Source organism: Paenibacillus montaniterrae, assembly GCF_018403185.1.
GTDB classification, from domain to species: Bacteria; Bacillota; Bacilli; order Paenibacillales; family Paenibacillaceae; genus Pristimantibacillus; species Pristimantibacillus montaniterrae.
In genome coordinates this window covers 1,158,059-1,173,184 of sequence record NZ_BOSE01000001.1, presented here as the reverse complement: position 1 = coordinate 1,173,184, position 15,126 = coordinate 1,158,059, and the positions used below count along the sequence as shown (strand labels likewise).

Sequence of the window (15,126 nt, the reverse complement as noted above, 5' to 3'; positions counted from 1 at the left end):
AAGCTACGATGGGGACAGAGAGCTGTCCCCATTTAGCGCATTATAGGGGAGGTAATATAATGAAAAGACATTCATATATTGTGGCAAGTCTTCTGTTGCTGCTGTTTATATTGACAGGCTGTGCACAGAATCAAGGGAATGAACAGGCAGCCAATGCTCAGCAGGCTTCTGCTGAAACATTGCCACAGAGCATCTCGACTGCGGAGCAGAATAGCGCCAACGCCAATGAAAGCCCTCGTATTGTCTCAACTACCGTGGCGATTACGCAAATGCTGGACGCATTGGAGCTCGATGTAATAGGCGTACCCACCAGTGTCAAGGAGCTGCCACAACGCTATGATGACGCAACACGAGTTGGCAATCCGATGAGCCCGGATATGGAGCTGGTCAAGTCGCTTAAGCCAAGTGAGGTGCTTTCCGTTACAACCCTGGAGTATGATTTGAAGCCGGTATTTGAGGAAGCGGGCATTGAGGCGACCTTTCTTAATCTAACGAGTGTTGCGTCGATGAATCAATCGATGCTTGACCTCGGTGAAAAATATGATCGCAGTGCACAAGCTGCGGAGCTGGTCGGCAAATTTGAGCAAAAGGTCAGCGATATTAAGGAGCTGACTGCAAGCTATGAAAATCCAACGGTACTCATTCTGATGGGAATACCGGGAAGCTATTTGGTGGCGACTGAGCATTCATATATCGGAGATTTGGTCAGACTTGCTGGCGGGATTAACGTTGTGCAGGGGGAGGAGGTCGAATATTTGGCATCCAATACAGAATACCTGTTCCAATCCAATCCTGATGTTATTTTGCGTGCGGCGCACGGTATGCCGGATGAGGTTGTGAAAATGTTCGACGAAGAGTTTAAGACCAACGATATATGGAAGCATTTTAATGCCGTACAAAATGAGCGCGTCTATGACCTGGAGGAGAGACTGTTCGGTACAACAGGAAATCTGCTGGCAATTGAAGCAATTGATGCACTATTGCCGATGCTCTATCCCGAACTTGCGCAAAAGTAGAGGTTTACAATTAATATGATATTGATTATCATTATCATATTATATACAAATATTAGCAGCTAAATACCTGGAGGTGGAAATTGCTGTGAAGCATCTTTTAATTGCCGATGATGATGCCAACAATCGAGCATTGCTTAATCATTACATGACAAGAGAAGGCTTTAGAGTAATTGAAGCTTGCAATGGTGAGGAAGCGATACTTCAGATGAAGCAGCATAAAATCGACTTGGCAATCATTGATGTGAAGATGCCGGGCCTGAACGGTCTCTATGTTTGTGAATATATTAGAAGCAATTACGACATTCCGATTATTTTGCTGACAGCCTGCCAGCAGCTGGAGGACAAGGAGCAGGGCTACTTGAGCGGAACGGATGACTACGTAACGAAGCCATTTGAAATTGTCGAGCTTCTATATAGAGTTAAAGCGCTGTTCCGGCGCTATTCCCTGGCATCGAGCGACAAAATCAGGCTGAATCAATTGCTCATTGATCGCAAAAACCATGAAATTGTAGACGGCGAGGCTGTGCTGCTGCTGCCGCTTAAGGAATTCGAGCTGCTCGCTCAGCTGGCACAGTATCCGGGCAGATTGTTTGCCAGAGAAGAGCTGATCCGCCTCATCTGGGGAGCGGACTACGCTGGTGATGAGCGTACTGTTGATGTACATATTAAGCGGCTTCGCAAACGCTTCTTGAACTATAAGGACAGCTTTGCCATACGTACGATTAGAGGAATTGGCTACAAGCTTGAGGTGTCTGGCCAATGAGCGTCGCCATGCAGCTCCAGCATCCAGCTCTGGAGCAAGAAGTTGAGCTTCAGCTGCTGCGCACTGCGGCTGTGCTGCTGCTGCTCGCTGTCGCAGCACTATTGTGCCTGCTTGGCAAAATGCGCCGCCATCATGCCGACAAGGAGCATCAGATTACGCAATTGCAGCTGAAGCAGCGTGAGCTGCAATTAAATGAACAAGTAGGCAAGGAATTCGTCGCCAACGTTTCCCATGAGGTGCACGCCTCGCTCGCCTCAATTCAAAGCTATGCGCAGCTGCTGCTGGAGGAAGAGCTCGATTCGGAGCAGCGTGCTCGTTATGCACAAACGATTAGTGAGGCGGCAGGACAGCTGTCGGCCTTAACCCGTCAACTGCTGCTGTTATCGCGCCTGGAGAACGAAAGCAGAGCCATTGCGAAGCGGCATTATTTGCTCAAGCAGCAGCTGCGTCAAGTGCTGCAGCTTTATGAATGGCAGCTGGCAAATAAGCATATTATGAGCGCGTTAATAGCAAATGATCAAAGCTCCATATATGGCGATCAAGTGCTGCTGCAGCAGGTATGGAGCAATTTATTATCCAATGCAATCAAGCATACGCCGCCGGGAGGCGCCATCACCATAGAAGCGGTTTGCACGGTAGAAGCATGCATCGTTCATCTATCAGATACAGGGGAAGGCATAGCAGATGAGCTAATGCCGCATATCTTTGACCGCTATTACTTTAAAGACAATCAGGAACATAAAGAAGATAGCGGAAGTACAGGATTAGGGCTTTCCATTGCGCAAAAAATCGTTCAGCTGCATGGCGGAACCATTCATATTTCAAGCGAGCAGAACGTCGGTACGAAGGCAGTCGTAGCTTTGCCCTTGCCCTTACGGCGTCCTTAAGGCATTGCGCCGCGCTTATTGATCTAGCAGTCAGCACCTTCTCGTTTGAACCGGAAGTTTTTCGAGTCAGCCATCAGGCTGGCTTTTTTTGTACTCCAAATCCAGATAAAAATATCATAAAAAGATATAATAGAACATAAGTTTAATTATATTGAAATATTTTACATCGTATGTGTTTTTGTTTGGTTGCTTGTTGAAGCAGCAATATGAAAAAGCAGCGGAATTTGTTGAATATGCATGAGAAATGTGATGTGTAGAACAAGTTTGTATGGTACAATTTGGTTGAAAAGAACAAATTCAACAGTCATGTAAAAATGTTTGGTGAAGCTGTCAACATTTTTTGTCCTGCAACGACAATTCACACAGACGCTATTAACATTTTATGATAATATGGATTAGTTGTTTATTTTTATTTGTTTCAATATAGAAGGAGTCGCGATGCGGAGAAACATATGGTTAATCGCAATTAGTAGTATCGTATTGCTCGTCATTATTAACAATGTTGTATTTTTCTACATAACACGCTACCTGCTGCAGCACGAGCTTGAACAGCAGCTCATTTCGCTAGGCGTCCAAATCAGGCATGCAGCAGAGCAAAAACGAATAGGTCTCGATTTGTTTGAAGAGCAAATTAGCCGCGAGCTGCGGGCAGCATCGATAGCGATTAAATATGCATTGGATGATGATATCGAGAAAATAACCCCGGACCAGCTGAAGGAATTGGCGCATGAGCTGGATTTATCTCATATAACACTATTAAAAAAGCTGCATGACGGAGATATTGTCCTGTATCAATCGTCTGATCCGAAGCAAACGAACAAAAGCACATCCACATGGGATCCATGGAACCGCATCTTCCATGAGCTGTTCGCAGGCAAGGAGATCGACGAGGAATGGTTGGGAACTTCGTTACCGAATTTCTGGTCGGGTCCGTATGAGGTGTCGTCTACAGACTATACCAATATTTATAAATGGGGTTATTTTTACGATGGCACGAAAAATTATATGATCGACCCTTATGTCGATTATACAGCTGTTAATGAATACAACGAGGCAACCGGGCTTGATCGATTATTTGAAGATCTTATATCCTCCGATGAATCCCTGCTGGAAATTAGCATCGTCAATCCGTTAACCTTCCCTAACGATAAAATAACGATAGAGCAAGACGGCAGTGAGCGCAAGCATATTGTGCAACGGCCAGTATTGTACGGCAGCTATCAATATAAATCCAGGCATGATGAAGCAGATGTGCGCGAGGCGTTTCAGACAGGAGAGCGAGTAATTCGTACAGAGCACATAGAGGATGTTCATACCTACAAAATGTTTATTCCCGTATTTGTCGAGGATGAGCGGCTAGTGATGGTTGATGAAGAAGGCCGCCCAATGAAGGGCTACGTGCTTGTCATTACCTCCAATTACGATTACATTTCGCAAGACCTGAAGACTAGCGTGATCAAGGTTGCGCTTATTACGCTAATCATCATGTCGATTATGGTGCCGGCCGTTATATTAATTATGAACTATTTCAAAAATTTACGCGAGGAAGCGGTTCAGGTTGCTCAGGATACATATATTGAGGAAATTAACGCTTTGTTTCAATCGATACGCTCGCAGCGGCATGATTTCATCAATCAGGTGCAGACGATTCATTCCTTGGCAAAGCTCAAGCAATACGAGGAGCTTGAGAAATTTACCGCTGAAATAGCTGGCGAAATTCATATGATCAATGATTACATTAATATCGGACATCCAGCGGTAGCCGCACTTATTCGCTCCAAGCTGTCTCAGGCGGAGGCCTATCATATCCGCTTTACGCATGATGTTAAAGCGGTAAAGCTCAAGGCATTGGCAGGACAAGCGCTTGACATTAATCGCATTCTTGGAAATTTGATTGATAACGCATTTGACGAGGTGCTGCATTATGAGGAAAGCTTGCGTGCCGTTTCCTTATACGGCAGAGAAGAGAAGCACGCCTTGCATATTACGATAAGCAATTACTGCGAGGATGCAGAGCAGCGAGCAGCAAGCCCGCTGTTTCAGAGCGGCTTTAGCACCAAAAGCGGCGAGCATCAAGGGCTTGGCTTGTCGATCATTGCCAGCATTGTAAAGCAGTATAAAGGCGAATTGAAGGTCAAGGCGCTTGATGCAACGACGATTTCCTTCGATGTTCGCATTCCGCTATAGCCTGCTGCTGCATAGAATAGAGATAAGCATGTGAAAAGATCAGTGATTCGCTAATCTATTTCACATGCTTTATTTATTTGCCCGTGCATTTATTTTTATAATGGTCTGCATCAAATGTATGATAGAAGCCTTATTTTTTTGATATAATAGATAGAATGGAGAGAAGTGAAATGAGGTGACTAAATAAGCATGCACATCTATAATCAACTGCTGGCTGCGTTTGCTGAGCTATGCCAGGCTGGCTCGTATACTTCGATTGTAAAGCGGGCATGGCAGCTGTATCAGGCAGAAGCCGTGCAAAAGATAAACGTATACGCCGGTCATATGATTAATGGAATTGTGAAAGATATAGAGCTACATGCAGTAGTCATTGATTCGGAGCATATTCGATACAGCAGCTGCACCTGTCAGCAACCGCAATTTTGTGAGCATATCGGGGCACTGTTTCTTCAATATTGCAAGACGCTTGAAAATGGCAAGGTACTCGCAGAGCAAGCCTATTTTCAAATGCTGGGCGTTGTCAAAGCTTCGCTGCCCAAGCAGCCGGGCGAGTCGGAGCAGCCGGCGATCAATCAGCAGACCGATGCAGCTGAGCTGTTTCGCAAATTAAATGAGCAGTACGGGGACGACTGGAAGAAGTGCAAGCATTCCTTCCACCCGCTGTCTCAAACGTTAACCTCTATGAAAAGCATGGCCAAATCTAGCGAGTATGAGCTGCAGCGTCTGCATTGGTGCGCTTCCATCGTATTTGTGCTGTATCTTGGAGAGCGTGCCCTGCAGGCCGCCGACAGCTTTAGCCGCTACTATCATGAAATGAGCTTCAAGCGGATTGCCGAGCCGTGGACAGTCCAGCTGTACGAGTGGCTTGAGCAGCTGCAGGCTAAGCCGCTGCAGCAATTTGAACAGCGCTGGATCAGACAGCTTCTAAGCTTCGTGTACGCTCGTGTGGAAATGTATGAAAAGCCGCTGCTGGAATGGGATTATATTTATTATCGCATTTTATCAATTGTTGCAGGTCACCACGCGCTGCAAAGCGAGATGAAGCAGGAGCTGGAATTCAGGCTTGCCCATGAGCATAAGCCGCATATTGTTCATGTCATTTATGGCTCTTTGGCTGTGCTGGCGTTTCAAGCCGGGGAGGATGAGCAGGCGCTCGCTTATTTGGAAAATTGCCAGTTTGAGAAAATACAGCGATTAATGTACCCGATGGTAGAAAGCAGAATGCAGTCGCAGCATTGGGATAAGGTTGAAATGTGGATGGACCGGCTGCAGCAGCAGTTCGCTTCCGGCAGCCAGCTTCGTTCTGTTGGGCCATTTTTGGCGCTTTGCCGGAAAGCGAGCGCGCTTCAGCCTGAGCAAAGCCGCTGGCTGGAGGCTATGCTGGCGCTACTGCCGCATTCCTATCAAGCATTAACGGAGCATTATTATGCGCATGGCCGCTTTGAGGCATGGGCAGATTTGCAAATGTATATGGGACGCAGACCGGAGGAGCTGAAGGGCTCTGATCTGCAAAAAATAGAGCGGCAAGCGCCAGCCGCGCTGCTGCCCATCTATCATCAAGCGATTGAGTTTGCGATTCATACCCGCAATCGTCAAGGCTACCGCACAGCAGCCAAGCATATGAAAAAGCTGCAGGCGCTTTATGAGCAGCTGGAGCAGCCGCATGTATGGCAAAGCTATTTTGAGCGAATGCAGGACAGATACAACCGACTTCGCGCATTTCAAGAAGAGCTTTCGAAAGGAAAACTGGTGGAATGAACAGGATTTGTGGCATACAGCCTATCGCTATTGACGGCATATGGAATAAGAATGAACAATCGGGATATAGCATCGTGCTGCGTGTAGACGGCTGGAAGGAAGGGCCTTTTGGCCAGCTGAGAAGCCTGCTCTTTGGCTGGGATGCTCGCTCATGGTATGGAACGGATATTGAGGAAAGCAAATTGAACGGCCGCACCATTTTAACGCTCACTCCGCGTCAGGCGCTTGAGTTTTTAACTGCCCCGGCCGCGCTTCATCTGCTGCAGCTTAACTACAGTGAACGGCTTCATCTGTTGCGGCAAATAGCTGAGCAGCTGCTTGACTGTCTTGCACAGGGAGAGTTTGAGCCTGACGCAGCGGCTTGGAGCGCGGAGCAGGCAAGCTGGAGAATGGTGCTTGATCAGGAGCGGCAGCAGCACTGGGAGCATTGCATGCAGCAAGCGCAGCAATACGGCTTTGAAGCGCTCCATCTATGGCCTGCGCTTGTCATTAACGAATTGCTGGAAGAGGATGCGAATGTACGCGCCTGCTGGCAGGAGCTGCTGCATAAAACTGGCGAAAGCCTGCTGATGACTAAGGTGATCGATGAAGAGGAATGGTTGACAGCGATCGGCTTCAAGGAGGATACGCTGCCCTACAAGCTGGCTGTCGCCTTGCATGAGCCAGCGGGCCGAGGCGCAAGCTGGATGCTGCGCACCTCGATTTACAATACGCTTGATGAGCAATGGTACAGTCTGGCATTCGATTCTCAGTTTGAGCGCTGGTACATGGAGGATGCGGACGGCAGCAGGCTGTCCGTTCCAGAGGCCTGGGCGCGAACACTGCCAGAGAAGCTTCTGCGCGAGAGACAGCGCTATATTCAAGTGCTTGAGCAGGAGCCGCAGACTGATGCCCATTATATTATGCAGCAAGCGATGAGCGAGCAGGAGGCGTGGCATTTTCTTGAATATACTAGTCAGCAGCTGCTGGCTGCTGGCTGCAAGGTGATTCTGCCAGGCTGGTGGGAAAACGTAAAGAGCCGCAGGTTGAAAGTTAAAGGCAAGGTGCGCGGCGCGCTTGGCTCACCAGCCGAGCCGATGTTTGGCCTTAATCAGATCGTGCAGTTTGATTGGCGTTTTGCGCTAGGTGACAGCGAAATTAGCGAGCAGCAGTTTCTGGAAATTGCCGCAAGCAATCGACGGCTGATCAAGCTGGATGAGCATTGGGTCTATCTTAGCGCAGACGATATTGCGCGCGTGAAAAAATGGCTTAAGCATGTTCATCGCAAGAAGGGCCTTTCCTTCAGCGATGTTTTGCAAATGCATTTGCGAGGTGAGCATGCCGACTGGCTTGAAGATGAGCTTGAGGAAGAGCTGGAAACTGAAATTGAATTCAATGAGCATTTGGCTAAATGGCTGGCTCAGCTTCACAATATTGGAGAAATTCCGATTGCTAAACCGCCTGCGCTGTTTTTGGGCGAGCTGCGCCCTTATCAGCAGCAGGGCCTGTCATGGCTGCTATTTCTGCGCCGCTTCGGCATGGGAGCTGTACTTGCAGATGATATGGGGCTGGGCAAGACGATTCAATATATGGCGTACCTGGCAGCAGTAAAGGAAGCGGCGCAGGAGCAAAAACTGCCGCCATCGCTGCTTATTTGCCCAACATCTGTAATCGGCAACTGGGAACGGGAGCTGCAGCGCTTTGCGCCTCATTTGAAGGCCGTGCTGCATTATGGCACGAAGCGCGCGAAGGGAGAGAAGTTTGCTGCTGCAGTAGAAGGGGCAGACCTGGTCATTACCTCTTATGCGCTGGCGCAAATCGATAGCGAGGAATTGCAGCAAATTAGCTGGGATTCACTGTGTCTCGATGAAGCGCAAAACATTAAAAACGCGTATACGAAGCAGGCAGTGGCGATCCGCAAGCTGCTCGCAACTCACCGCATAGCGCTGACAGGCACGCCGATGGAAAATCGCTTGACGGAGCTGTGGTCAATCTATGACTTTATTAATCCTGGCTATTTGGGCAGCCTGTACCAGTTCCGCCGGTCAATGATTGTGCCGATTGAGCGTGAAAAGGACAGCGGCAAAATCGAAGCGCTGCAGCGCTGGGTTAAGCCATTTATGCTGAGAAGGGTGAAAAAGGACCCTAGCATCTCGCTTTCCTTGCCTGAAAAGCAGGAGAGCAAAAGCTTTATTCCACTAACGGCGGAGCAGGTTTCATTATATGAGGGAATTGTTAGCGATTTGCTGCAAAAGCTTGATAAGGAAGCGCCAATGCAGCGGCGCGGGTTAATCCTTGGCTCGCTGACCAAGCTAAAGCAATTATGCGATCATCCAGCACTATTGCTGCAGCAGCAAACGAAAAAGCATTGGGCCATTACCCGCTCAAGCAAGCTGGAGCGCTTGGTAGAAATTGTTGACCATATCGCTGAGCTGGGCGAGCGCTGTTTAATTTTTACGCAATATATAGAAATGGGCACACAAATTCAGCAGCTGCTGTCTCAACGCTATGAGCTTGACGTACCGTATTTGCACGGTGCGGTGCCCAAGCAAAAGCGCGATGAGATGATCCAGGCGTTCCAAAATGAGGAGCTTCCGCATGTTGCATTTGTGCTTAGCTTGAAGGCGGGCGGCACAGGGCTTAACTTGACTGCAGCCAATCATGTAATCCATTTTGATCGCTGGTGGAACCCGGCGGTGGAAAATCAAGCAACAGACCGGGCGTTCCGGATCGGGCAAACGAGACAGGTTCAGGTGCATAAATTTATAACCATCGGCACGCTTGAAGAAAAAATCGATCAAATGATCGACGGCAAGCAAATGCTGAACGATCAAATTGTACAGCAATCCGACCAATGGATTACCGAGCTCAGTACGGATGAGCTTAGAGAGCTATTTACGCTAAGAAACAGTTGGCTTAAGGAGTGAAGCAAGCTTGAACAAGCAAGAGCAGCTAGACCAAACAAAAGAGCAGCATGAGACAACCAAAGAGAATAGGCAGGCTGCAACAGCGGCAGCACAAGCTAAGCCTGGCACCAAGCCGCTGCATTCGACTGCTGAGCCAGGCTCGATTGTTGAGCCAGGTTCGATTGCTGAGACAGGGGTGACTGCTGAGCCAGGTTCGATTGCTAAGCCAGGCTCGACTGTTGAGCCAGGTTCGATTGTTGAGCCAGGCTCGATTGTTGAGCCAGGTTCGATTGTTGAGCCAGGCTCGACTGTTGGTCCAGCAGAGCAGCAGGAGGGGCATGCCGACGAGCAGTCACCGCTAAGCGAGCAGACGCCTCCCACTCCGCCAGCCACGGGGAGTGGGGAGTGGAAGGAGTTATACAAAGCCATCGCCACTTATGCTAAGGAGGTTCAAAAAGCTCGACTTTGATGACGATGCGATGCTTCGTAGCTTAGTCGACGGCGAATATGTCACGCTACCGAAGGCTGCGGTGCTCACGTAGCTTATGCCTACGCTGCGCTCCTCGCTTTCTAGTATCGTGCCATCTTCTTGGTCCTGAAAGCCGAGCTTTTTGAACTTTCATTGGAAGGGGAAATTCAAAAAGCTCGACTTTGATGACGATGTGACTTCTCTGTAGCGGATTCGGCGGCGAATCTTGAACGCTAGCGAAAATTCCGGTGCTCACGTAGCTTTTTGCCTACGCTGCGCTCCTCATTTTCTACTAGCGTCCAAGCTTCTTGGTCCTGAAAGCCGAGCTTTTTGAACTCTTATTGGAAGGGGAAATTCAAAAAGCTCGACTTTGATGACGATGGGTTTCGTTGTAGCTTGGTCGACGGCGAATCTTGAACGCTAGCGAAAACATTTTGAGGTGCTCACGTAGCTTATTGCCTACGCTGCGCTCCTCTTTTTTACTAGCGTCAAAGCTTCTTGGTCTTGCCCTCAAAAAAAAAGACACCAGCGGAGGAGCAAAGCATCCGGAAAACGAAGAGGGTCGCCTTTAACATCATAATGCAACCTTAAAAAAATTCAAATAAGAGCATTGCGATTTAAAAAGCGACTGTAGGATGCTTTGCACCGGAGCGCTGAAAGAACCTTGGGTTTTATTCGACATCGAAGCTCAACAAACAATAAAAAAGCTACAGCGGAGGAGCAAAGCACCCGGAAAACGCAGAGGGTCGCCTTTAACATCGTAATGCAACCTTAAAAAAATCAAATAAGAGCATTGCGATTTAAAAAGCGACTGTAGGATGCATTGCACCGGAGCGCTGAAAGAACCTTGGGGTTTATTCGACATCGAAGCTCAACAAACAATAAAAAAGCTACAGCGGAGGAGCAAAGCATCCGGAAAACGAAGAGGGTCGCCTTTAACATCGTAATGCAACCATAAAAATTCAAATAAGAGCATTACGATTTAAAAAGCGACTGAAGGATGCTTAGCTCCGGAGCGCTGAAAAACGAAGAGGGTCGCCTTTAACATCGTAATGCAACCATAAAAAATCAAATAAGAGCATTACGATTTAAAAAGCGACTGAAGGATGCATTGCTCCGGAGCGCTGAGCTACCGCATTACATGATCAAAGGTCAAATCATGCAAAATATATGCGAGGAAGAAGATGACCGATGGATTTTCATAGCGATGCTGGATATTGGTCAGCTGCTGCTCATATTTTGAGGCGTAATGCGGGTTATTGCGGATTTCAAGATTGCTTTTTATTAACGCGTCAATTTTATCGGCGATATCGACTAGCTGGCCTTCATAGCTGTCATCCTTGGCGTACACTAAAAAGTCCATCATATCCTCAACCATAAAGCTCGGCAGCTCATTGACCATGTCGCGCGCCACTTGCGCCTCAAATTGTGCGAATGCCTCCTTGATTTCAGACGATGAATGCTTGATTGGAGAAGCGACATCGCCGCTCACCCCTTCTACGACATCATGCATAATGGCTTTGCCCAGCAGGCTGTATAAGTTGATATGCTCCATATGGTATTTTTCTTTTTCCAAATGCGCATGAAATAAGGCGATCGCCGCGACGCGGAAGCTGTGTGTCGCATCATTGTCGGGAATAAGGTTAAAGCTGCCGCCCCAGCGCTCAATCAGGTCGAGGTTTAAAATATAATGCAAAAACTGTGCGACTCCTTGATCCTGCTCCAATGCATGCAGCAGCCAGCGAATGGAGTCGTAGCGGCTTGCCAGCAGCTGGGTGCGAAGCTCAGTATAGCGAGCAGTAAAGTAGCCGCCCTCCTGGAGCTCACTTTCGCGTTTGCAGAACAGCATCGCGTCAAAGGAGTCGATGTCGCGCACTAAACCGCCGCTATAGCTATTATCCTCTGCGCGGACAATATATTCAGAGAAGGAAAACTGCAGCGATTTGGAGAGCTTGCCGACAAGCTGCCGATTCACCTCATCCTCAAGACGCTGGATATGAGAAGCGAGCGTTTTTTCTTTTTTTGTTACATATTTAATAGAGCCGGTTACCGTTTCATTCAAATCATGCAGCAGCGCTTTGCCAATTAGCTCGGAGGGAGAAATCGGGTTACTCAGCAGACGCTGCTCAATAATGCTGATCAACACTGCGATTGCGGCGCAGCGAAAGCTGTGGCTGGCAGCGTTGTCAATATATCGCGGGGAAATTTCCTGCCAGCGGCGTACATATTGCATTTGGATAATGGATTTGAAATAATGGCTATTGTTCATAGCTACACCTCATTCGGTTATAGTGGCGTCCGTTTTGTTCTCTTATGCTATTATACAAATAATAAATGGAATGAACTAGAGCAATGACTTGTGACATCGTGCTCAGCAATTCAGCATAGCCGCACTAAGCGCAACGATATTGATTTACAAAAAATTAATAAAGCGACAGCTAGCCAAAGCGAGCAGACAAGGGTACGATGAAAGTAATTTAAATGAAAGGCAGGCTGCCGTATACCTTTGCAGCATTATGCCTGGGAAGCTATTAAAGCTTATACTATGATAAAAATTGGGAGTGACGCATGTTGTTGAGCTTTCGCGCTAGATTGACAACGATAATTATTTCGATGGTTGCGCTCTCGGTTATCGCATCCGGATTGCTGATGCTGAAAACATTTGAAGAGAACCATATTAATGTTTTGGAGGATACGCTTGAGCGTGAAATGCGATTGATTGCCGCGCAAATGGATTGGGTAGCAGGCAGCAACGAGGAGCTGATCGACTACTACACGGAGCGTGCAATCAAGCTGCAGGAGCTGACCGATACCCGCGTTACGATTATTAAATCGGACGGCACGGTGCTTGCAGATTCCAATTACAACCCGCGCGAAATGGACAACCATGGTCATCGTGAGGAAATTATTGGCGCCCTCGAACAAGGGCTCGGCAAATCAACGCGTTCCAGCGATACGCTGCATCAAAATATGCTGTATGTGGCAATTCCGGTCACGAATACTGCAAGCGACGAAACCTATGTTTTGCGTCTTGCGATCAGTCTTGCAGAGGTGGAGCAGTCAATTAGCAGCCTAACCGTAGTGCTTGTGGTTGGCCTGCTCATATTGTTCGTTGTGGCAGCATTAATCAGCTATCGGATTGCGTTAGGGCTTACAAAACCGCTTGAGAAAATTACCCAGGTTGCCAAGCGGATTAAAAACATGGATTACCGTGCGCGGGTCGAGGTTAAAAAGAATGATGAGATTGGCGAATTGGGCAATGCTATCAATGCAATGGCAGACAGTCTACAAATTCAAATGACGCGCATTCGAGAAAATGAAAACCATTTGCAAAGCGTATTGAGCAATATGATTAACGGCGTTGTGATGATGGACAGCCAAGGCTCGATTCTAATTATGAACGATCGTGCGGAGCAAATATTGGGCATTTCCGCATCCAAGCTGATTGGCAGACACTACCGCGAAATTAAGCAGCAGTACGAGCTGTCGCAGCTTATTATGGAGGGCTTCGAAACAAGGAAGCATATTCATGAGGAGATTACGTTCTACTACCCGGAGGAGCGCTTGCTTGAGCTGAATCTCGTGCCGATTTATCAAACGCATGGCACAGAATTTAGCGGGATTTTGCTTGTACTGCAGGACGTTTCGGCGATTCGTCGTTTGGAGCGGATGCGTAGCGAATTTGTAGCTAATGTGTCGCATGAGCTGAAAACGCCAATTGCTGCCGTTAAAGGCTTTGCAGAAACGCTGCTTGGTGGAGCGGTGAAGGATGAAGAAACGGCAAAGGCATTTTTGGAAATTATATATGATGAAAGCGAACGGCTTAATCGCTTGATTGGCGATATTTTAGAGCTTTCGAAAATTGAATCGCGTCGTGTACCGCTTATATTGTCGCCGGTCAACATCGCCCAATTTATGGTTAATACGATTGCGATTTTAGAGGTTAGTGCTCATCGCAAGCATATCAATGTCAATTTGAGCGCACCAGAGGAGCTGTATATGGAAGCGGACGAGGATCGTTTGCGCCAAATTTTCGTAAATTTGCTCAGCAACGCGATTTCCTATACGCCTGAAGGTGGAAAAGTTGAGGTGCGTATTTCGCTAACAGAGCAGGAGCAGGTACGGATTGAAATCTCTGATACAGGCATAGGTATCCCTGAAAAGGATTTGCCGCGAATTTTCGAGCGCTTCTATAGAGTGGACAAGGCTCGTTCAAGAAGCTCTGGCGGAACAGGACTAGGGCTATCGATCGTCAAGCATTTGGTCGAGCTGCATAAAGGCACGATTACAGTGCAAAGTGTGGTGGGGAAGGGGACAACGTTTATCCTAGAGCTTCCAATAATGCACTGAGAGGTAGGTTCAAAAACTGGACTTTGATGACGATGAGTTTGCGTTGTAGTGGATTCGACGGCGAATATGTCACGCTACCGAAAACTGCGGTGCTCACGTAGCAGTGCTCTACGCTGCGCTCCTCGTTTTCTAGTATCGTGCCATCTTCTTGGTCCTGAAAGCCCAATTTTTGAACCTCGATTGGAAGAGGATGGTTCAAAAACTGGACTTTGATGACGATGCTGTTTCATTGGGGATTACTCGGCGGCGAATCTTGAACTCAGCCGAAATTTACGGTGCTCACGTAGCAGTGTTCTACGCTGCGCTCCTCGTTTTCTAGTATCGTGCCATCTTCTTGGTCCTGAAAGCCCAATTTTTGAACCTCGATTGGAAGTGGATGATTCAAAAAGTCCGAAGTTGATGGCGAAGCATGTCAAGGTGCTTATTCGGCATCGAATATGTCACGCTACCGAAAACTGCGGTGCTCACGTAGCAGTGCTCTACGCTGCGCTCCTCATTTTCTAGTATCGTGCCATCTTCTCGGCCCTGAACTCCGAACTTTTTGAGCTCTTATTGGAAGAGGTGGGTTCAAAAACTGGACTTTGATGACGATGTGATGCGTTGCAGCGTATTCGGCGGCGAATCTTGAACGCTAGCGAGAACTGCGGTGCTCACGTAGCAACGCTCTACTCTGCGCTCCGTAATTTCTAGCTTCGTCCACGGCTTTCTTGGTCCTACAACCCTAGATAAGTCTACAGCGAAGGAGCAAAGCATCCGAAAAACGAAGAGGGTCGCCTTTAACATCGTAATGCAACCATAAAAAATTCCAATA

At 47.8% G+C, this 15,126-nt stretch carries 9 protein-coding genes; 8 read left to right on the top strand and 1 reads right to left on the bottom strand.

Annotated elements, in window-relative coordinates:
* Nucleotides 1–8: 8 nt before the first annotated feature.
* The 7 genes from isdE to KJS52_RS27300 all read left to right on the top strand — a co-directional run bounded on the left by isdE (nucleotide 9) and on the right by KJS52_RS27300 (nucleotide 9,965).
* On the top strand, nucleotides 9–1,016 hold the full coding sequence (gene isdE, locus KJS52_RS05600) for a heme ABC transporter substrate-binding protein IsdE (protein ID WP_306433568.1): 1,008 nt from the start codon (nucleotides 9–11) through the stop codon (nucleotides 1,014–1,016).
* An 85-nt stretch (nucleotides 1,017–1,101) separates the two neighbouring features.
* Nucleotides 1,102–1,779 (top strand): response regulator transcription factor, encoded by a 678-nt coding sequence (locus KJS52_RS05595; protein WP_213513681.1) that lies wholly within the window; start codon nucleotides 1,102–1,104, stop codon nucleotides 1,777–1,779.
* Nucleotides 1,776–2,666, top strand: coding sequence for a sensor histidine kinase (locus KJS52_RS05590; RefSeq protein WP_213513680.1), 891 nt, complete (start codon nucleotides 1,776–1,778; stop codon nucleotides 2,664–2,666). Before KJS52_RS05595 ends, KJS52_RS05590 begins: the two co-directional genes overlap by 4 nt.
* A gap of 438 nt (nucleotides 2,667–3,104) precedes the next feature.
* Nucleotides 3,105–4,853 (top strand): sensor histidine kinase, encoded by a 1,749-nt coding sequence (locus KJS52_RS05585; protein WP_213513679.1) that lies wholly within the window; start codon nucleotides 3,105–3,107, stop codon nucleotides 4,851–4,853.
* A 189-nt stretch (nucleotides 4,854–5,042) separates the two neighbouring features.
* Nucleotides 5,043–6,611, top strand: a complete 1,569-nt coding sequence (locus KJS52_RS05580) for a hypothetical protein (RefSeq protein WP_213513678.1) — start codon at nucleotides 5,043–5,045, stop codon at nucleotides 6,609–6,611.
* The gene (locus KJS52_RS05575) at nucleotides 6,608–9,517 is read left to right on the top strand and encodes a DEAD/DEAH box helicase (RefSeq protein ID WP_213513677.1); all 2,910 of its coding nucleotides are present in this window, start codon (nucleotides 6,608–6,610) and stop codon (nucleotides 9,515–9,517) included. Before KJS52_RS05580 ends, KJS52_RS05575 begins: the two co-directional genes overlap by 4 nt.
* A gap of 7 nt (nucleotides 9,518–9,524) precedes the next feature.
* Complete coding sequence (locus tag KJS52_RS27300; protein WP_246563151.1) at nucleotides 9,525–9,965, top strand: LbetaH domain-containing protein; 441 nt, start codon at nucleotides 9,525–9,527, stop codon at nucleotides 9,963–9,965.
* 1,129 nt (nucleotides 9,966–11,094) lie between these two features.
* On the opposite strand, the gene KJS52_RS05565 is transcribed toward KJS52_RS27300, so the two are convergent.
* Nucleotides 11,095–12,234, bottom strand: a complete 1,140-nt coding sequence (locus KJS52_RS05565; RefSeq protein ID WP_213513675.1) for a YfbR-like 5'-deoxynucleotidase — start codon at nucleotides 12,232–12,234, stop codon at nucleotides 11,095–11,097.
* A 302-nt stretch (nucleotides 12,235–12,536) separates the two neighbouring features.
* On the opposite strand from KJS52_RS05565, the gene pnpS reads away from it, so the two are divergent.
* Nucleotides 12,537–14,315 carry a two-component system histidine kinase PnpS gene (gene pnpS / locus KJS52_RS05560; protein WP_213513839.1) on the top strand — a complete coding sequence of 593 codons (1,779 nt, stop codon included), beginning with the start codon at nucleotides 12,537–12,539 and terminating at the stop codon, nucleotides 14,313–14,315.
* Nucleotides 14,316–15,126: the final 811 nt, after the last annotated feature.